Below are 18,414 nucleotides of genomic sequence, written 5' to 3'. Positions count from 1 at the left end.
TTAAAGAACTTCCATTCCGATGGAAAAACCAGCCCGAAAAGAATTAAGAGGATATAACCTCTAAGTAAGTTCCAACCCCCTTACCGAGTTCTACCTTTGAGCCGAGCTCCTTGAGGGCAAGTTCAACCGCGGAAAGGACATGAACCATATCAAGAAGGTCCATTCCCATATGGGATATACGGAAGATTTTCCCTTTCAGCTTTCCCTGTCCGCCCGCAACCCTAACGCCCATCTCAAGCATAACTTTCCTGAGCCTGTCCGCATCTATGCCCTGCGGGGGAAGAACAGCTGTGAGGGATATTACGGGGTTTTCGGGAAAGATTTTACACCCGAGTTCTTTTAACGCTTCCCTCGTTCCCCTTGCCATCCTCTCATACTTCTTCTCAACGTTCTCCATACCTACTTCGTTCAGGATTTTTAAGGATTCCCTGAGACCGAGTATTAGACTTATAGCGGGGGTGAAAGCGGTCTGCCCTTCAACCTGTTTCTTTAGCTCGCTCTTTACCGAGAAGTAGTAAGCCCTATCGTTCAGTCTTTCTTTCGCTTTTTCGGAAAACCAAAGCATTGAAAGACCGGGGGGTAGCATAAAGGCCTTCTGGGAGCCTCCCACAACTACGTCAATTCCCCACTCATCGGGGTTGAAGTTATAAACACCGAGGGCTGTTATGGCGTCAACCACGAGAAGGGTATCCCTCTCCTTCGTTATCTCTCCCAATGCCTTAACGTCGTGGTAAGCTCCCGTTGAGCTTTCGGACATCTGGACGAGAACACCCTTTATATTCTCTTTTTTTACTATCTCCTCAACCCTCTCGGGGTCTACACTTTTTCCCCACTCAACCCGGAGCTCTATTACCTCAAGACCCCACTTCTTTCCGAGCTCCGCCCACCTCTCCCCGAACTTTCCCCCTACTACCGCAACCACCTTATCACCGGGGCTAAAGAAGTTCTGGACCGAAGCCTCCATAGAGCCTGTTCCCGAGGATGCAAAGAAAACGAAGTTATCAGAGCTGTTGTTCAGAATCTTTTTAAAGAGCTCTCTTGTCTCAAGGAAGGCATCTGTAAACTCTTTAGTTCTGTGGTGTATAATCTGCCTTCCTAAAACTTCCCTTATTCTGTCTGGAATCTCAACGGGGCCGGGTGTGAAAACCCTTTCCCCTTTGAAGTTGTAAAACTTCATACTATCTCAAGACCCGAGAATATAAAGCTAATCTCGTATTTTGCACTTTCGGGGGAGTCCGATGCATGTATCGCGTTCTTTCCCTTATCTGTTCCGAACTGAGCCCTTATAGAGTTTGGAGCTACTTTTCTTGCCTCTTCGCTGTCCGTGGGTCCTATTATCTCCCTTACCCTCTTTATAGCATCTTCACCCTCAAGAACTGCGGCGACCACAGGTCCCGAGGACATGAACTCAACAAGCTCCTGAAAGAAGGGCCTTTCCCTGTGAACGTAGTAAAACTCCCCTGCCTTTTCGGGGGTGAACTTGAACATCTTTAAAGCCCTTATCTTAAAACCTTCCTGTATGAACCTGTCAAGTATCTTCCCTACCGCTCCCTTTTCCATAGCGTCGGGCTTTACTATTATCAGGGTTCTCTCAATAGCCATTTAAACACCTCCGATTCTCGCGAGCTTTTCAAGCTGGGTCTTTACCGAAGTGTCAAGAACGTAAGCCTGCGTCTTAAAAACAAATCCCCCTATTATCGCGGGGTCCTCCTTTATCTCTATCTCTATCTCCCTGTTCAGGAGCTTGTTTATTGTCTTCCTAATCTTCTCAAGGGTTTTCTTATCAAGCTTTCTCGGAAGTATGAGCTCCCCTTTGAGCATTCTCATTAACTTTTCAAGTTCAATCTCGTAAAGCCTTTTCATTTCGGGAATTAAGGCCATTGCGTTTATATCAACGAGATACTCAAGAACCTCAAGGACTTCCTTGGGAGCGTTGAACTTCTTTGAGAGCTCCTCAAGGGCCTTCATCTTCTTTTCCTTATCTATCTGGGGAGAGAGGAAGAAGTTTCTGAGGGTTCTGTCTTTCTTGTAAGCATTCGCAAGAGCTCCGAGGAAAGCGTCAACGTTAAGTATTGTTTCCTTTTCCTTTGGAATCTTTTTAACTATCAGTCTTACAGCCTTTCTCGCAAGCTCCTTTCTCTTAAGCATTCTTCTCCTCCAGGAGTTTGAGCTGTGCTTCTATATACTTCTTCTGAACTTCCGCCTTCTTGAACTCTTTTGAGAGCATCTCCCTTGCCACCTCTTCAGCCTTCTGAATGCCGTAAAGGGCGAGTTCCTTCTTGGCCCTGTTCAGTTCTATCTCTATCGTTTCCTTTGCCTTTTCCTTAATCCTTTCGGAAACCTCCTTTGCGTGTTCTATTATCCTGTTCCTCTCGGTTTGAGCGGTTTCCTGGGCAAGGGTTTTATACTCTTCCGCCTTCTTCTTCGCCTTCTCAAGCTCTTCTTTCGCCTTTATAAGTTCCTCCTTCGCACTTATGAGCTCCCTTTCCGCATTTACAAGACTGCTGATTATGGAGTTGTAAAACTTCTCAAAGGCTTCGCTTATGGGTTTCCTTCCAAAGTAGTAAACGATTCCGAGGAATGCAAGAATGTTGAGCCCCTTCCAGATGAGGGCACCGGGGGAGTGCATATCGCCGTGCCCTTCAGCCCCAAAGGAGTAAGCCGTAATTAAAGCAGTTAAAAAGAACAACCTACCCATCACGCCGCCTCTCTGAGAATTTTCTTAACTATCGTCTTGGCTATATCAACAACGGACTTCTCAAGCTTCTTCTTTTCTTCCTCAAGGCTCTTCCTTATCTCCTCAACAGCCTTCTTGATTTCCTCTTCCGTTTCCCTTTCCGCCTTCTCAATTATTGAACGGGCTTCCTGCTCTGCTTCCTTACGAGAGTTCTCAATTATGGCGTCCGCTTCCTTCTTGGCCTCTTCCAGTATGCGTGTGGCCTCTCCCAGGTAGGACTTTGCCTCATTCCTCAGCTTTTCCGCTTCCGAGAGGTTCTTCCTTATTAGGTTCTCCCTTGACTCAATGATGTCCATATAAGGCTTAACGTAGATGTTGTTAAGTATGAGCATGAATATAACGAATATGACGAGTTGAACGAGTAGGGTTGCGTTCGGCATTACACCTATGTCCATTCTTGCCCTCCGCACAACATTATAACAAAACTCACTCCTTTCTCAAAACCTCAATAACCCTTTCTGAGGAAGCCCTTAGGGAAGGAAGGAGTGAGGAGAGGAAGGAAAGTACAACAGTCCCCGTAAATGTCGCTATCACGTCCTTTAGCTTTATGTGAACGGGTATGTAGCTCATCATATAGACCTCCTCGGAAACCCTTATGAGCTTATACTCGTTTATGAAGTAGGCAAGGACGTAAGCGTTTATTATCCCGAGAAGGGCTCCCAGTATCCCGAGGCTCATACCTACCGATAGGAATATGAAAACTATCCCCTTTTTCTTCATACCGAAGGTCTTGAAAACCGCTATATCCCTTAATCTCTCCTTTACTTTAACGAAGAGAAGGCTCGTTATGTTAAAAGAGGCAACGAGAACCATAAGGAGGAGGATGAAGAAGAGTCCGAGTTTTTCAAGCTCAAGGGCGTTAAAGAGAGGCTTGTTCAGGTCTATCCACGAGCGAACGATAACGGTATTTCCGAGCTCTTTCAGAATTCTTTCCTTAACTCTGTTTGCGTTATAGGGCTCCTTTAGGTAAACCTCGGTGAGGTTAATGCCGACATCCCTCTTGAAGAAATCCATAGCTTCCTTTAGGTCCATAAAGACGAAGGCAAAGTCCTTGTCGTATGAGCCCGTGTAGAATATTCCACCTATCCTGTAGCTCTTTACCTTAGGGATAACTCCCGTGGGAGTCCTTATCCCGAAAGGGGAAACGAGGCTCACCTTCTCCCCAACGCTAACACCCAGTATTTCCGCTATGCCCTTTCCTATTACGAGCCCTTTGAGTTCTCCTTCAACAAGGCTTTTTTCTATAAAGCTTCTGAAGTTTTTATCGGAAAAGTCTATAGCCTTTACGCTTACACTCTGCACAACTCTCCCGCTTGAGAGAAAGGCGTTGTAAAGCTTGAAGCTTAAAAAGTTTTTAACTTCTTTTATCTTTGAGAGCGTTTCTCTAATCTCTTTCTCCTCTTCATCGGTGTAAAGGGTTATCACTATGTGGGGAGTTTTTGAAAGGATTTTGTTCTTCAGCTCGTCCTGAAAGCCCGTAAACACACCTATCGTTAGAAGTATTGCGGATACGCTCAGGAATATCCCGAAAAAGGCTATGAGGGAGATTATTAGGGACGCTCCCCTTGAACTGAGAAGGTATCTTAAGGCTATCTTCAGGTATGTTCTCATAGCATCTTAAGGGATTTTATTATCTCCTGTTGTCTCTCAAAAACGTATTTTCTCACCTTATCCTTGTCTTTCGGTGAGTATTCCGCTTCAAAGCCTATCCTTATGTAAACGCCTTCCTCGGAAACGTTCAGGTTTCTAACCCTTCCCTTTGCGTGTGCGGTTCCGTGCTTCGGGAGGTGAACATACAGGTTAAACCATGCGGAGGGGTTATTCTGGAGAAGCTCTATAACCTCGTCGGCTTTGGGTGTGTTTTTCTCAAGGATTACTCCTACTCCCGTCTCGCTTATGTCTTTTGCGGGAACTTTTAAGTTATAGCTGTTTACGCTTAGCTCAACGATTACTGGATTTGAGGGGTCGGGTTCAACCCTTACCGCCTTTCTGTCTATAAATGCGGGTTTTTCCCTGAACTCTTCAAACTCAATGACGAGCTCGTTTGCGTTACTCACGACCTTTCCGTAGGCATACTTATCGTTTACGTTTATATAAACCTCCGTTTTAGGTTGAAAGGCTCCTTTGAAAATGCACTTTCCCCATGAAAATCCGAGAAGTTTTGAGGAGTCATCTATCCAAGAGAGCCTTAACTTAGTCTTTACGGGAAGCTCTTTGAACTTCGTTGATATATCGTATTTCTCCCCTTCTTTAAATATTTCGGAAAGCTTTGTTTTCATACATTATTAGTTTACGTTTATAAGGTCAGAAACGAAGAGGGGTTTTAAGCCAAAGTAAAACTTCCAAAATCTGAAGGCATACCTGTATCCGCATACGATATAACTCCCTTGGGGAAGCTCAAGCTCTAAGGAGGAGCTTTCAAAAGTTTTAATCCCATTCTTTGAGAAGACCTTAACGAGAACGTTAGGATAGGGGGCGTAAACGAAGAGTTTTTTCCCATCGTTCCATACGAGAGAGGGCTTTTCCGAAAAGGAGATTAAGTTTATTTCATTTCTCAGGGCTTTTATGAACTCCTCTTTATTCTTTATAGGTTTGGAGCTAAGAAGAAAGTTCCTGAGAAGCCTGAAGGAGAAACTGTAAGAGGGAAATAAAAACCTTATCCCTACTTCCCTCACGTAAATCTTGACATGGTGGTCAAGCCCGCCTATTACTTTGTTTTCCCAGCCTTCTTTCAGGTATTTTCTTATATACTTTTCAGCGTCAATAACCTTAACGAAGTTTCTAAGATAAGAATTTTTCATAAATGGATATATAAAGGGTGCAAGAAGGAGGTAAAAAATTAATCCCCTTCTGTTTTCAACGAGAGCGTCTTTTAAGTTTATAAGCTCAAATAAGTACTCCTTTTTTCTCTCAAGCTTCCACCTGTACTTCCTGAAGTGGTGGGATATTATCTTTAACTCCCCGAGTTCTATGAGGTCTCCCAAGAGTTTTCCCCTTTCGTCGTTGAGTTTTTTCTCAACTCCTACGATTATCTTCTCGTCCTGAAAGTGCTTAAAGTGGTCAACCTCGTGGTCCGTAATAACCGCGAAATCAAGGTCGTTCTCAAGAAGGGCTCTCTTTACATCTTCAGGCTTTCCGAGGCTATCGTAAGAAAACTGGGTGTGTATGTGAAAAACGTAGGAGTAAAGAAAGAGCTTCGGGGGATTTATTAGATTTTCCCTCCTCACGGGATTTTTAACAAAGGCAATCGGATAGAGGAAAAAGATTATATAGGGAAGAAAGATTAAGGGAAGAAGGAAAAAGAACTCCATCTCAGGGAAGATTCATTGCCTTTCTTACTTCTTCCATAGTTTTTTGGGCTTCCCCTCTCGCCTTCTTTGAGTTTTCGTAAAATACCTCCTCTATCTCCTCTATCCTCTTTTCAAGCTCCTTTCTCCGTTCCCTTATGGGCTCAAGGAACTCCTCAAGGTGCTTCAGTAGTATTCTCTTGCACTCAACGCAACCCAGCTTTCCCGTCCTGCAGTCCCTTTCTATCCTCTCAACGAGCTCCCTGTCCTGAGTGAAGAGTTTGTGCCAGGAAAAGACCGGACATATCTCGGGTCTTCCGGGGTCGTTCTTCCTTATCTTCTGGGGGTCTGTGAACATCTTCATTACCTTCTTCTCAACCTCCTCTTTTGTATCCGCAAAGAAGACAGCGTTTCCGTAGGATTTTGACATCTTCCTTCCGTCCGTTCCAGGTATCTTTGGGGTTTCGGTAAGGAGTGCCTTGGGTTCGGGGAAAACCTTTCCGTATAGCCTGTTAAAGCGTCTCGCTATCTCCCTGGATAACTCTATGTGGGGAAGCTGGTCCTCCCCCACGGGAACCGCCTCGCCCTTATAAACGAGTATGTCCGCGGTCTGGAGAACGGGGTATCCGAGAAAGCCAAAAGTGTCCGTCTCGTAAAAATCCCTCTTTGATACATTAAGCTTCTTCAGGATTTCGGGTTCAATCTCCCCTTCAAAGAGGGCTTCAATCATCGTCTGGGTGAGGTTCTCAAGAAGGTGTTCCCTGAACTTTTCGGGATTGCTTATTTCAAAGGGAACGAGCTTTATGAACTCCTCAATATTGCTTTCAAGCTTTTCCTTGAAATTCTTCTCAAGGTCAGAAAGCCTGAGGAGGTTATACTTTAGGTCCTTGTAGGTTGGGTTCAGCTCAAGCCAGCTCTTTGGCGTTAGCATACCGAAAAGGAGGCAGAGCTCCGCGTGTTCCTTTACGAGGGACTGGATAAAGAGAACGCTCTTGTTGGGGTCTAGCCCGAGGGCGAGCCAATCTATCATAACCTCCCTTATATTCTTCCTGAGTTCCTTGGTATTTTTGTATGCGGTTGTGAGTGCGTGCCAGTCCGCTATGAAGAAGTAGCACTCGTGTTCTTCCTGTAGCTTTACCCAGTTTCTTATAACTCCGAAGTAGTGGCCTAGGTGGAGCTTTCCGGTAGGTCTCATACCGCTTACTACACGCATAGGAGATTATTTTAAACGGAAGGTTTAAACTTAAATTTTATGAGCGGTCAGGTAATTTTTGAAAGCGAAAATCATAAAGTTGTCCTCTTTGAAGAGTTAACTCCCGCAAGTGCGGTTCAGGCAAACCAGTATCTCATAATTCACAACGGTGAGGGAATGCTCCTTGACCCGGGAGGGCATAAGGTATTTTCCCAGCTAAAGAGGGATATATCCGCTCACCTTCCCCCCAATAAGCTCAGGTATATATTCCTATCCCACCAGGACCCCGATATAGTTGCCGCATTGAACGGGTGGCTTCTCACAACGAATGCGGAAGCCTACATATCAAAGCTTTGGCTCAGGTTTCTTCCTCACTTCGGGCTTGAGAAGAACTTTGAGGAAAGGGTAAAACCGATAGAGGATAAGGGAACGAGGCTTGACCTCAACGGTTGTGAGCTTCTTATACTTCCCGCTCACTTCCTCCACTCTCCGGGGAACTTCCAGGTTTACGACACCTGCTCAAAGATACTCTTCAGCGGAGACCTTGGAGCATCCCTTAACCAGCCTTACTTTTTCGTTGAGAACTTTGAGGAACATATAAAGTATATGGAGGGATTCCACAAAAGGTATATGGCTTCAAATAAGGTCTTGAAACTCTGGGCAAACATGGTGAGAAAGCTTGACATAGAGATTATGGCACCCCAGCACGGGGCTATTTTCAAGGGAAAGGAGCTCGTAAATAAGTTTATAGAGTGGGCGGAAAACCTGAAATGCGGTGTGGATTTAATGAACGAGGATATATACTCAATACCATGAGGGCTTTAAGCTTACTTCTCATAACCATTCTTTTACTGATAGGTTGTAAGAATAAGAAGGAATTTAACGGCGTTCTTTACGATAAGCCCGCCTATAACTTCTGTCTGAAGACGGAGGAAGAGGGAAAGGTTAAAGAGGTATGCCTCAAAGATATCCTCAAGGAAAAGGATATAGTCCTCGTCTTTTTCGGTTATACCCACTGCCCCGATGTCTGCCCAGCTGCTATGTACACACTAAAGAAAACTATGGAAAAGCTTGACGAAGATGAGAAAAAGAGGGTTCAGGTTGTTTTCATAAGCGTTGACCCCGAAAGGGATACACCCGAGCTCGCTTCAAGGTATGCGAAGTATTTTGACAAGAGCTTCTTAGGACTCACGGGAACCCCCGAAGAGATAAAGGAGGTTGCCAAGCATTACAAGGTCTTCTATAAGAAGGTTCAACAGAAGGATGAGAAGAACTACCTCGTTGACCATACCGCACTCATTTACCTGATAACCAAGGACGGAAAAATAAAGCTCATATACTCAACGAGCAGACAAAAGCCCGAACTCATAGCAGAGGATATAAAGAACCTTCTTTAATGCTATTTGATTTATACCTTTTTAGGAACTTTTTTCTCGTTTTCCTTTCGGTAAACCTCGTCAGCGTTCTTCTCGTGTCCCTTTACGGACTCCTTGAGTTTATTCTCGGCTTTAAAGAAAAAAGTATAAACGTAGCACTCCAGTATTTTTTTAACCTTCTGCCCCTCGGATTTTATTACCTTTCCTTTATAACGAGCGGTATATCTTCGGTCGTATTCTTGAAAAGGATTGTTGAGAAAAAGATAGACCTTACCGTTCAGAGCTTCGGTATTTCACCTCTCAGGTTTTCCCTTTCGGTTCTTCTCTTTTTTCTTTTCTTATCTTCCATTTTTTTGTTGGGAAATCAGTACCTCTTCCCCAAGCTTCTCGGAAATCTATGGTATATAGAGAAGCATTACAAGAAGAAGCAGAGAATCGCGGGTGTTATAAAGGATTTCTGGTTCTTAAAAGAGGGAGAATACAGAACTTACTACTACATAGGTAGCCTTAATCTATCCGACGGAGTTCTCATAGATTCAGTTGCTATAAAGGTGGAAAGGAGAAGCTTGACACCCGTTGAAGAGATAAAAGTTTTTACGGGACTTTGGAAGGGGGATGAGATAATCGTATACTCGGGTGAAGTTTACAACCTAATAAAAGGGGAAAGGAAAATCCTGAGTTTTGAAAGGGTGAGGATAGGGATACATCTAAAAGAGGTTGAGCTATTTTCAACGAAGATAGATTTCCTAACCTTGAAGGATTTGTTCATACTTTACGCGAAAAGCAAAGCGGTTGGTCTCAATGCGGACACCTACGGAGGGGAGCTAACATTTAGAGTTCTCTTTTCCTTCCTTCCTTCCTTTGTTTCTCTTTTAGCTTTTTACCTCTTCTTCAGATGGAGGGATATAAGAAAGGTAAGTGGAGGAATGGTTATAGGACTTTTCCTTTTATGGGGTATCGTTCTCTCACCGAAGTTAATAACCCAGAAGGCAAACCAGCCCCTCTACTTCTCCCTTCTTCCCGTGGGTATCCTTGTAATCCTTTCTTTAAAAGGAATACACAATCTTCGCAAAGGATTCAGGGTCTAGGCTTGCGGTTCCCACAAGCAGTCCGTTTATCTCCTCGTGCTTCATAAACTCTTTGGCGTTTTCTGGCTTCACGCTTCCCCCGTAAAGTATCCTGGTCTTCCCTTCGTTTTTCGGATTCATCTCTTTTAGGAGGTTCCTTATGAAAATGTGAACTTCAACCGCATCCTCGGGAGTTGCGGGAATGCCGGTCCCTATTGCCCACACGGGCTCGTAGGCTATATCTATTTTATCAACGTGCTCCTCAATGCCGTTAAGGGCGAGCTTTATCTGGGTTTCAACGACCTTGAAAGTCATTCCCGCTTCCCTTTCCTCCTTCTTTTCCCCTACACAAAGGATTGGCCTTATACCCTCCTCAAGGCACGCAACGACCTTCTTATGAATTAATTCGTCGGATTCTCCGAATATATGCCTTCTCTCGGAGTGACCCACTATTACGTATTCACACCCGAGTTCCTTAAGCATAGGAATGGAAACCTCTCCGGTGAACGCTCCTTTCTTCTCGTAATGGCAGTTTTGAGCACCAAGCTTGACACCCGTTCCCTTAAGCATTTCTGAGGCGACGCATAGGGAAGTGAAAGGGGGGCATATGAGTATCTCCCTGCTTTCGGGATGTTCAACAAACCTCAAGAACTTTTTAAGGTATTCTTCTGTTTCCTTTGGTGTTTTGTTCATCTTCCAGTTTGCGGCTATCAACCTTCTCATAAGTTTTCATTCTACCTTTAAAATTTCTTGTTATGAAAATACTCATTACCGGTGAACCCGGTGTAGGAAAAACGACGCTGGTAAAGAAGCTAATCCAGAGACTCGGAGACAGGGCGATAGGGTTCTGGACCGAGGAGGTGAGGGACCCCGAAACGAACAGGAGAACAGGATTCAGGATAATTACGACCGAAGGTAAGAAAAAGATTTTTTCTTCTAAGTTCTTCACTTCAAAGAAGCTCGTGGGCTCTTACGGAGTTAACGTTCAGTATTTTGAAGAGTTGGCAATTCCCATTCTTGAGAAGGCTTACAGGGAGGCTAAAAGGGATAAAAGCAAGGTTATAGTTATAGACGAGATAGGAAAGATGGAGCTATTCTCAAAGAAGTTCAGGGATTTGGTGAGAAAGATTATGTATGACCCGACGGTTAACGTTGTTGCAACAATTCCCATAAGGGACGTTCACCCCCTCGTGAGGGAGATAAGGAGGCTTCCCGGGGCGGTTCTCATTGAGCTGAATAAACAAAACAGGGATATAATCCTTGAGGATATATTAAATCTACTCGGAAAGTGAGTATGGAAAACCTTCTTACTTTCTCAAGAATACTTCTTACATTTCCTGTCGTTTTCCTAATTCTCTCGGAAAATTACGAGTTAGCTCTTACTTTTTACATTCTCGGAGCACTTACCGACTGGTTTGACGGAAATCTCGCGAGGAAAAACAAAAAGGTTTCAAATATAGGGAAACTGCTTGACCCCTATGCGGATAAGGTTTTCGTTCTCCTCCCTCTTATAGCTCTCGTTGAAACGGGAAAGGTAAAGGCTATATGGGTAATCCTACTTACCTTCAGGGAGCTGAGTATATCCTTCCTGAGAAGCTTAGCTGTAGAAAAGGGAGTTTATATGGAGGCTTCCCTTTTGGGGAAGCTGAAAGCTTTTTTTGAGTTCGTATCCGTCATTCTCATACTCGCCGGTGTTGAGCTTGGCAACGAGCTTTTAATCCTTTCCGTAATTCTCGCATACCTTTCCGCCTTTGAGTATATAAAAAGCTTTAAAAGATTAACCGCTTAATCCTCCCTTCCCTTTATTACCAGCTTTATGGGAGCGTATTTTATGTTGAGATACTCCCTCAGCTTCTTTATGAAGAACCTTTTATAGTTCTCCTTCCAGGCGTCTGGATAGTTGGTTATTAGGACTATCGTCGGGGGTTTGGTGCTCTCCTGGAAGGCGTAATAAACCTTTACCTCCTTTCCTTTATACCTCGGAGGGGGTTTTTCGCTGAGTATTTTGTGAACAGCCCTGTTGATGAAAGAAGTTTTGTGCTGTTTTGTGTAGTCCTTGTAAACTATGTCTATCCAGTTCAGAAGTTCTTCAACACCTTCTCCCTTCGTTGCAACGGTGAAAACGATAGGTGCAAAATCAAGGAAGAATAGTTCCTTCCTTATTATTGCCTCAAGCTCTTCCTTGCTCCAGGGGGATATATCCATCTTATTGGTAACTATCACACACCCCTTATACCTCCTCTCTATGAGTCCCCCGAGCCGTTTGTCCTGCCTCGTCGGTCCCTCCGATGCGTCTATAACGAGACAGGAAACGTCAGAAAGCTCTATTGCCTTTATGCTCCTTCCGACCGAGTAAAACTCAACTCCGTACTCAACCTTTGAAGGTCTCCTTACACCCGCGGTGTCTATTAGTATGAAGTTCTTGTCCTTCCACCTGAAGGAAATTTCTACTGCATCCCGTGTGGTCCCCGCGATAGGTGAAACGATTACCCTCTCGTCCTTGAGTATGGCGTTGATGAGTGAGGACTTCCCTACGTTAGGCCTTCCGACGAACGCAACCTTTATGCCCTCCTCAACGGTTTCAACCTTCTCATCTTTTAGGTATTTGATAACCTCATCCAGTAGCTCGCCCGTTCCCCTCCCGTGCTGGGCGGATATGGGAAAAACCTTTTCAAAGCCCAGGGAGTAAAACTCTGGAACGTTTTTCTCAATCCTTTTGTTGTCCACCTTGTTCACAACGAGTATCACCTTATCCTTGTAGGGGTAGAGAAGCTTTGCTATCTCCTCATCAAGGGGATTTATCCCCTCTTTACCGTCAACAACAAAGAGTATAACGTCCGCCCTGGGTATCTCTTTCTCAACGAACTTCCTTACTTCCCTTATAATCTCGTCCTTAGTCTCGGGCACAAGACCGCCCGTATCAACTACTATGAACTCTTTCCCCCCCCATGAAGCCTTTCCCTCAATAATATCCCTCGTTATTCCGGGGAAATCCTCAACTATCGCATACCTTTTTCCTATGAGTCTGTTAAAAAGCGTTGATTTCCCTACGTTAGGTCTTCCGATAATAACGACCCTGTTTCCCATCACTCAATCTCTCCCATCTTATAGGCCCTAAGCAGTTTTCTCTGTTCCTCAAGGATAAAGCTCTCTATAATCTGTTCCTCCTTTCTTGAAACCTCTTCAAATTTTATGCCCATACAAACCTTCTTCTCATAAACGCTTTTGTGAACTATCCTTCCGAGCAAATTCATAAATCTATAGCCCTTAAGGGTAAAGTCAAGAAGGACATTCTCCCCCTCCTTTACATCTATAGTACCCTCGTAGCAAACCCTTGCTCCCCTAACGCTTATGTCCTCAATTATTCCTTCGTAGGTTTCCTCGCCCTCCTTTTTGAGAATCGTAAACTTCACGGGAATTTTTACCTTCCACCTTACGGTCTCCCTGAACTGTATTCTGTTAAGCTTATCCGTGTGCCTCACCGCTAAAATCATTCTTCCCATCTCCATAAAAATCTTTTCAACGTTTGCCTCAAAGGAGTATCTCGCGTCGTTTTCCCTTAGAAAGTAAAACTTTATCCTGTCTCCCACCTTAACGCTAATGGGTTGGAGCAAGGCTATGTATAAAAACTCCTCGTCCTTGTCGTAAACGTACGCGTCAACCTCCTGGTTTCCAACCACCAGCCTTCCGGTTTGGTAAACCTCTATATCCCTTGTGGTTGAGAGGGGAATGAACCAGGGTATTGAGCTGAACCTCAGTTTCATCCTTATGGTAGATATGAGCTTTATCTCCTCGGGATTTCCGTTTCTTACTATCCTGTCAACAATCTTCTCAAATAACGCCTTATTTTCAAAAACCAAAGTGGGATTTACGGGAAACTGCCTTACGTATTTCCAGAGAAGCTCAGTTTCTTCTTCCGTGAGGTCGTAATCTTTCGCCCTTGAAAAAAAAACCTCCTTTAGCCTCTGTCTTTCCTTTATTCTCAGATAGATTACGGGAACCGAAACTATTCCGAGGAATGCGGAAAAGACGATGATAAATAAAAGGATTTCTTGGGGGGAAGGCCCCCGAAAGAGGTAACGGGTGGCTTCAATAAAGGTGTCAAATCCCGCTTGAGCGTCCATAAACTTTATACATGCTCAAGAATCATCTGTTTTAACGCTTCTTTGGGTTGGACTCCTATTCTCGTGTCTACCACCTCCCCGTTCTTGAAGAGGATTATCGTGGGAATTGCCCTTATTCCGTATCTCATCGCTATATTGGGGTTCTCGTCGGTGTTTAGTTTCCCCACCTTAATCTGGTCTCCGAACTCTTCCGCAAGCTCCTCAATTATGGGAGCTATTATCCTACAGGGCCCGCACCAGGGTGCCCAAAAGTCAACGAGAACGGGTTTATCGGACTGGAGAACCTCTTGGTCCCAGTTTTGTTCGTTAAGCTCAATCACTCTACCTGCCATTTTCCTCCTCCTTAATGAGTAAGTTGTAAAGCTTCTTAACGCGTTCGTCCTTAATATAGTAACATATTATTGAGCCTTCCCTTCTCCAACCTACTATCCCGCGGGCCCTGAGAATTGAGAGATGCTGGGAAACGCTGGGCTGGGAGAGGTTTAAAATCTCCCCGAGGTTCTTAACGCACTGCTTTCCTTCCATGAGGATGCTTATTATCTTTAACCTTACGGGGTGGGAAAGGGCCTTAAAAAACTCAGCGTATTCTTCAAGCTTTTCATCGCTTAGAATATCTTCCCTCAGCATCCTACTAATAATTTACCAAAAAAATTCTTATTATCTAATATAAGGATATTAGATTTCCTTAAGGACTCTATAAGCTTCCCTGAGTTCTTCTTTATCCTTAACGGGAGAGTATTTCCACCTCTGGTAGGCTCTGACTACGAACTCAACCTTGTCGTATATATAGGTTCCCTTCAGTTGTTCAAGAATTTTTTCGGGAGAACGCTCATTTATGCCGTATTTTTTCAGCTTCCTCAAAAGCTTCCTGTAAAGGTTTTCTGGAGTCTTTCTTATCTCCCTTAAGTATACAAATAAGCCGATGGCTAAGAGTAGGGGGAAAAGTATGTAATGGAGGTTTTCTAAGAGTTTTCTCGGTATTTCCCTGAGAGATTTTATTCCCAATCTTAGGGTTTCCCTCTGCTTTTCCGCGGTGAAGTTTACAACATTCTTATACCAGAAGGTTAAAAGGGCATCGTAAATAAGGGAAAGCTTTGAAACTCCTCTCACACCTTCGGGAACGTAAGGGGGCGTTGTGTCAACCCTTACCCACCTTTTTCCGTCAAAGGCTTCAACCCAGACGTGAGCCATAGCACTCAGAACCATGTAGTAATTCCCGTATTCGTTCTTCATAGCCCCGTGGTATCCGCTCACAACTCTTGTGGGAACACCCATCAGCCTCAGAAGAAGAGCGGTAGCGGAAGCGAAGAACTCGCAGTTTCCCTCTCTTGAGACAAAGAGGAAGTATTCAAGGGGGTCCCCATCGTGATAAATCCTGAGAGAGTACTTAAAATCTTTGAAAAACTCCCTTACCTTCTCTATCTTCTCCCGATTTGTTTTTGTCCCCCTTGATAAATTTTCCGCCAGCTTTTTTATGCGTGGGGATATATCTTCGGGAACCTTCAGGTAAAGGGATAGAGGTTTATCCTCGGGGAATGTATCCGATGATACAGCTCTAACCCTCAGAGGTTTTGTTATAGGCTTATTAAGGACGTAAAAGCCTCCCTTTATCCTCTTAGGTTTTTCATCCGTTCCCTCAACGCTTATCACATAAAGCGGATAATCAAGGGTAGGTATAAATCTCTCATATGTAGGTTCAAGAATTATAGTGTAGCTTTTTCCGATTCCCTTCAGCTCCTGTTCTTCTTTTTTCAATGTTCTGAACCACCTATTGTTTTTGAATGTATCAAGAACCGATAATCTCCAGTAAGGGGATTCTTTAAACTCAAGTCCGAAAACCCTAAAAACTACCCTCCTATCAAGCTGTATCTCCCCTACCTTCCCGAGCTCAACCTCATCGGTAAAACCGCTGATAAGCCCTACCCTTCCTCCTGCTATATCAAACAAAGGTTTATCAACCCTCGGAAGTATGAGAAAGAAAAACCAAGAGCTAAGGGATGTTAACACGATAAAGAGAAAAGAGCTTAGGAAAAGGAACTTCATAGCTTTAACGTTAATGACCACATTCCTGTCATTTCTGTAAAAGTTTATGAGTATTAACGTACTTATTCCTAGGAAAACAAAAATGACAAAAATTAAAAAGTTCAGAATTTCCTGGAAAACAGCTGTTCCAAGGGAAACACCGAAGAAGGAAAGGAGAAGAATCTGGTAAAAGTCCCTAATATCCTTACTCTCAAGGAGCTTTATGGCGGTAAGAAACAGTAAAGTGTTTGATAGGGGCTCTATAAGGTTATCAAGGGATATGGGACTGAGGAAGAATACGGTTCCGATAATCGCAATTGCGTTAAGTATAACTCTCGGAAGGTTTATGAAGTTTTTGAAGTCGTTCAGAATTCCGAGAATAAATGAGAAGAAGGCAAAGAGAAGAACTAAATTATCAGAAATCTCGTAAAGGGAAAGGAAGGAGAGTATTACCTCGGTGTATAACAGGACAATTATAAGGTTTTTTGCATGTACTCTAAATCCTTCCATACCGACCTGTCCACATAAATTCTATAAACTTCTATGGGTTTTAAGGAAGCTATAAGAGAGGAGACCTCGTGAGCCTTAACAATTCCTTTCCCGGTTCTAACGTAAATGTTCCCCGAATAAACATCTTTTTTTACCTCATCAAATCTAACTTTATCGTGGGGGATACTTTTTAAAATTTCCTTCTTTACTTCTTCGTAAATCCCCTTGTCCGAGGTTGAGAGGAATGTTTTGAAATGCTTTCTTCCGAAAATCCTATAAAAATCCTCCCTGTATTCCTCTTTTTCAAAAATCTTTGCTATAACGTTTGCGTCGTTTATCCTCAGATAATTTCTAATATCTTTGAAATCCTCTCTTTTAAATAGCTTTTTTATGAACTCAATCAGGTGTATGCTCAGAATTCTTACAACCTTGTGAAAGTAAACCTGGACATACATAAAGTAACGGGAAATTAGGAAGTTCTCAAGAGCTCTTAGCCCGCTTTCGTCAACCACAAGGGTATTTCCTTCATAAGAAAGGGTGTTTATTAGCCTCTCGTAATCAAAAAATCCATAGGATACACCGCAGAAGTATGCGTCCCTCCTCAGGTAATCGAGCCTGTCCGAGCCGAACTCCCCCGTAATTATGTCCGAGAGAAGTCTCTCTCCTTCGTCCTTCGGCTTTCCGAGGGTTATTCTTATGAGTCTATCTATATCCTCCGAGGAAAGCTCTTTTCTTAAGATATCGTAAATCTCCGTTTCCCTTATCACCCTTTCAGTGAAGTCCTCGTGGGTTTTTTCATCGGGAAGGAGAACTTCTGTGGTGTGGGAAAAAGGGGGATGTCCTACGTCGTGAAGAAGTCCCGCAAGTCTTAAGAGTTTTATCTCTTTTAAACCTAAGTTTTTGGCTATCCGGTCCGTTGTGTAAAGAACTCCGAGGGAGTGCTCAAAACGGGTGTGTTGGGCGGAGGGGAAAACGAGGTAAGCCACCCCGAGCTGTTTTATGTATCTGAGTCTCTGGAAGGGAAGGGAGTCAACGAGGGAAAGCTCAAGGGGGTTGAGCTTAACGAACCCGTAAAGGGGGTCTGAAAATTCCTTCATCAGTTAGGATTCAGCGAACCGCTCTCCCTCTTTTTTATCTCTTTCATCGTTCTGTCAAACTCCTCAAGGTTCTTTATAACCTCCCAGAGGTATTTTGCAGCCTCTGTGTAAAGCTCTTTCAGTTCGTCATCGGTTGCCGTTTGGGCTTTCTCAACAAGGTTTCTATGAAATAGTAATAGTCCGCTTCTGAGCTGGCTGAACTCCATCTCCTACCTCCTAAAGATTTTATAAAGCTCCAAATCCTTGATAGCAAACCCCTCTTCTTCCTCCTTCTCTCCCTGATAAAGGATATAGTTATAGGTTTTACGTTTCCGTTTATAAGCTTCTCAATGTCCTTCCTCAGCTTTACCACATCAACCGAGTAAAAGCTTTCAAATTGTTTTAAGAGTTTTAGGGCTTTTTTCAGCTTTTCCTTTGAGTCCTGTCCGTTGTGTTCTGAATAAAACTCCGAGAGGAGTTTAACAGCTTCAAAGAAACCCTTCTCACGGGGATACCTTCCGCAGAGTAGCTCCGCGTAATACCTGCTTTCCTTGTAAAGTTTCTCATTAAAGGTCAAGACGAGCATTCTCGTTGATGCTTCAGGATTTGGATTGTTTCCGTAAAAGGATTTTGAGCTGAGGACGGACCAGTATTTTAAGAGCCTCGTATAAAAGCCATAAAAGTCTTCTCTGTAGTTCTGGAGAAGTCCGACCTTCAGCCTCTCTTTATCCTTTATCCTGAGGATATCCTTCCCCTGCAAGATTTCTCCGTTGGGGGCTTTTATGTAAAAAACACCGAGTTCCAGGAATATATCCCTCCAGTCCCCTCCCACGAGCTTGTAGGGTTTTTCCGCGCAGTAAAGGACTCTCTCAAGGGGAATCTCAAACTCACCGCTCCTCCTTACCTGCTGGCAGTAGCATATGGGATAGAGGAGAACTTCCTTTTTATACGGGTCGTCAAGGAGCTCAAGAAAGAGGTTCTCAAGCCTGTCAAGCTCTTCCCATATACGGAGCATAAACTTAATTTAGATTTAGAAAAAGCCTC

At 43.8% G+C, this 18,414-nt stretch carries 23 protein-coding genes; 5 read left to right on the top strand and 18 right to left on the bottom strand.

Annotation, left to right across the window (positions count from 1 at the left end; genetic code table 11):
- Positions 1-43: 43 nt before the first annotated feature.
- Genes ACYQZ0_RS03310 through trpS form a run of 9 tightly spaced genes read right to left on the bottom strand, consistent with a single transcriptional unit; the run spans position 44 to position 7,237 of the window.
- On the bottom strand, positions 44-1,177 hold the full coding sequence (locus ACYQZ0_RS03310; RefSeq protein ID WP_459775146.1) for a pyridoxal-phosphate-dependent aminotransferase family protein: 1,134 nt from the start codon (positions 1,175-1,177) through the stop codon (positions 44-46).
- Complete coding sequence (gene ndk / locus ACYQZ0_RS03305; protein ID WP_459775223.1) at positions 1,174-1,596, bottom strand: nucleoside-diphosphate kinase; 423 nt, start codon at positions 1,594-1,596, stop codon at positions 1,174-1,176. Before ndk ends, ACYQZ0_RS03310 begins: the two co-directional genes overlap by 4 nt.
- Positions 1,597-1,602: 6 nt before the next feature.
- Positions 1,603-2,148, bottom strand: coding sequence for an ATP synthase F1 subunit delta (gene atpH / locus ACYQZ0_RS03300; RefSeq protein ID WP_459775144.1), 546 nt, complete (start codon positions 2,146-2,148; stop codon positions 1,603-1,605).
- Positions 2,141-2,698, bottom strand: a complete 558-nt coding sequence (locus tag ACYQZ0_RS03295; protein WP_459775142.1) for a F0F1 ATP synthase subunit B — start codon at positions 2,696-2,698, stop codon at positions 2,141-2,143. Before ACYQZ0_RS03295 ends, atpH begins: the two co-directional genes overlap by 8 nt.
- Positions 2,698-3,132, bottom strand: coding sequence for a F0F1 ATP synthase subunit B (gene atpF, locus ACYQZ0_RS03290; protein WP_459775140.1), 435 nt, complete (start codon positions 3,130-3,132; stop codon positions 2,698-2,700). The genes ACYQZ0_RS03295 and atpF overlap by 1 nt, the downstream gene beginning before the upstream one ends.
- 31 nt (positions 3,133-3,163) lie before the next feature.
- The gene (locus tag ACYQZ0_RS03285) at positions 3,164-4,348 is read right to left on the bottom strand and encodes an FtsX-like permease family protein (protein ID WP_459775138.1); all 1,185 of its coding nucleotides are present in this window, start codon (positions 4,346-4,348) and stop codon (positions 3,164-3,166) included.
- A complete protein-coding gene (locus tag ACYQZ0_RS03280) occupies positions 4,345-5,016 on the bottom strand; it encodes a PilZ domain-containing protein (RefSeq protein WP_459775136.1) in 672 nt (223 codons plus the stop codon). Before ACYQZ0_RS03280 ends, ACYQZ0_RS03285 begins: the two co-directional genes overlap by 4 nt.
- Positions 5,017-5,022: 6 nt before the next feature.
- Positions 5,023-6,048 (bottom strand): hypothetical protein, encoded by a 1,026-nt coding sequence (locus ACYQZ0_RS03275; RefSeq protein ID WP_459775134.1) that lies wholly within the window; start codon positions 6,046-6,048, stop codon positions 5,023-5,025.
- 1 nt (position 6,049) lies between these two features.
- Positions 6,050-7,237, bottom strand: a complete 1,188-nt coding sequence (gene trpS, locus ACYQZ0_RS03270; protein WP_459775132.1) for a tryptophan--tRNA ligase — start codon at positions 7,235-7,237, stop codon at positions 6,050-6,052.
- Positions 7,238-7,276: 39 nt separating this feature from the next.
- Here trpS and ACYQZ0_RS03265 point away from each other — a divergent pair, with 39 nt between their 5' ends.
- The 3 genes from ACYQZ0_RS03265 to ACYQZ0_RS03255 are packed head-to-tail and all read left to right on the top strand — an operon-like array spanning position 7,277 to position 9,680.
- Positions 7,277-8,032: an oxygen-binding di-iron domain-containing protein gene (locus ACYQZ0_RS03265; protein WP_459775131.1), complete on the top strand. Its 756-nt coding sequence runs from the start codon at positions 7,277-7,279 to the stop codon at positions 8,030-8,032.
- A complete protein-coding gene (locus ACYQZ0_RS03260; RefSeq protein WP_459775130.1) occupies positions 8,029-8,613 on the top strand; it encodes an SCO family protein in 585 nt (194 codons plus the stop codon). The genes ACYQZ0_RS03265 and ACYQZ0_RS03260 overlap by 4 nt, the downstream gene beginning before the upstream one ends.
- Positions 8,613-9,680, top strand: coding sequence for an LptF/LptG family permease (locus tag ACYQZ0_RS03255; protein ID WP_459775128.1), 1,068 nt, complete (start codon positions 8,613-8,615; stop codon positions 9,678-9,680). Before ACYQZ0_RS03260 ends, ACYQZ0_RS03255 begins: the two co-directional genes overlap by 1 nt.
- On the opposite strand, the gene tpiA is transcribed toward ACYQZ0_RS03255, so the two are convergent.
- The gene (gene tpiA, locus ACYQZ0_RS03250; RefSeq protein WP_459775126.1) at positions 9,639-10,382 is read right to left on the bottom strand and encodes a triose-phosphate isomerase; all 744 of its coding nucleotides are present in this window, start codon (positions 10,380-10,382) and stop codon (positions 9,639-9,641) included. The genes ACYQZ0_RS03255 and tpiA overlap by 42 nt on opposite strands.
- 32 nt (positions 10,383-10,414) lie before the next feature.
- Between tpiA and ACYQZ0_RS03245 the strand changes: the two genes are divergently transcribed.
- Both ACYQZ0_RS03245 and pgsA read left to right on the top strand, forming a co-directional pair.
- Complete coding sequence (locus ACYQZ0_RS03245; protein ID WP_459775124.1) at positions 10,415-10,951, top strand: NTPase; 537 nt, start codon at positions 10,415-10,417, stop codon at positions 10,949-10,951.
- A 2-nt stretch (positions 10,952-10,953) separates the two neighbouring features.
- Positions 10,954-11,448, top strand: coding sequence for a CDP-diacylglycerol--glycerol-3-phosphate 3-phosphatidyltransferase (pgsA, locus tag ACYQZ0_RS03240; RefSeq protein WP_459775122.1), 495 nt, complete (start codon positions 10,954-10,956; stop codon positions 11,446-11,448).
- On the opposite strand, the gene der is transcribed toward pgsA, so the two are convergent.
- The 8 genes from der to ACYQZ0_RS03200 are packed head-to-tail and all read right to left on the bottom strand — an operon-like array spanning position 11,445 to position 18,385.
- Complete coding sequence (gene der, locus ACYQZ0_RS03235; RefSeq protein WP_459775120.1) at positions 11,445-12,746, bottom strand: ribosome biogenesis GTPase Der; 1,302 nt, start codon at positions 12,744-12,746, stop codon at positions 11,445-11,447. The genes pgsA and der overlap by 4 nt on opposite strands.
- Positions 12,746-13,783 carry a flagellar brake protein gene (locus ACYQZ0_RS03230; RefSeq protein ID WP_459775118.1) on the bottom strand — a complete coding sequence of 346 codons (1,038 nt, stop codon included), beginning with the start codon at positions 13,781-13,783 and terminating at the stop codon, positions 12,746-12,748. Before ACYQZ0_RS03230 ends, der begins: the two co-directional genes overlap by 1 nt.
- Positions 13,784-13,788: 5 nt before the next feature.
- Positions 13,789-14,115, bottom strand: coding sequence for a thioredoxin (gene trxA / locus ACYQZ0_RS03225; RefSeq protein ID WP_459775116.1), 327 nt, complete (start codon positions 14,113-14,115; stop codon positions 13,789-13,791).
- A complete protein-coding gene (locus tag ACYQZ0_RS03220) occupies positions 14,105-14,410 on the bottom strand; it encodes an ArsR/SmtB family transcription factor (protein ID WP_459775114.1) in 306 nt (101 codons plus the stop codon). Before ACYQZ0_RS03220 ends, trxA begins: the two co-directional genes overlap by 11 nt.
- Before the next feature lie 48 nt (positions 14,411-14,458).
- Entirely contained in the window at positions 14,459-16,315 is a 1,857-nt protein-coding gene (locus tag ACYQZ0_RS03215) for a transglutaminase TgpA family protein (protein WP_459775113.1), read from the bottom strand.
- Entirely contained in the window at positions 16,279-17,391 is a 1,113-nt protein-coding gene (locus ACYQZ0_RS03210; protein ID WP_459775111.1) for an HD domain-containing protein, read from the bottom strand. Before ACYQZ0_RS03210 ends, ACYQZ0_RS03215 begins: the two co-directional genes overlap by 37 nt.
- Complete coding sequence (locus ACYQZ0_RS03205; RefSeq protein ID WP_459775110.1) at positions 17,391-17,597, bottom strand: hypothetical protein; 207 nt, start codon at positions 17,595-17,597, stop codon at positions 17,391-17,393. Before ACYQZ0_RS03205 ends, ACYQZ0_RS03210 begins: the two co-directional genes overlap by 1 nt.
- The gene (locus ACYQZ0_RS03200) at positions 17,510-18,385 is read right to left on the bottom strand and encodes a hypothetical protein (RefSeq protein WP_459775109.1); all 876 of its coding nucleotides are present in this window, start codon (positions 18,383-18,385) and stop codon (positions 17,510-17,512) included. Before ACYQZ0_RS03200 ends, ACYQZ0_RS03205 begins: the two co-directional genes overlap by 88 nt.
- Positions 18,386-18,414 lie beyond the last annotated feature (29 nt).

It is taken from the genome of Aquifex pyrophilus, from assembly GCF_054656935.1.
The sequence above is the reverse complement of the archived record's forward strand: the minus strand, read 5'-3'. Positions and strand labels throughout refer to the sequence as shown.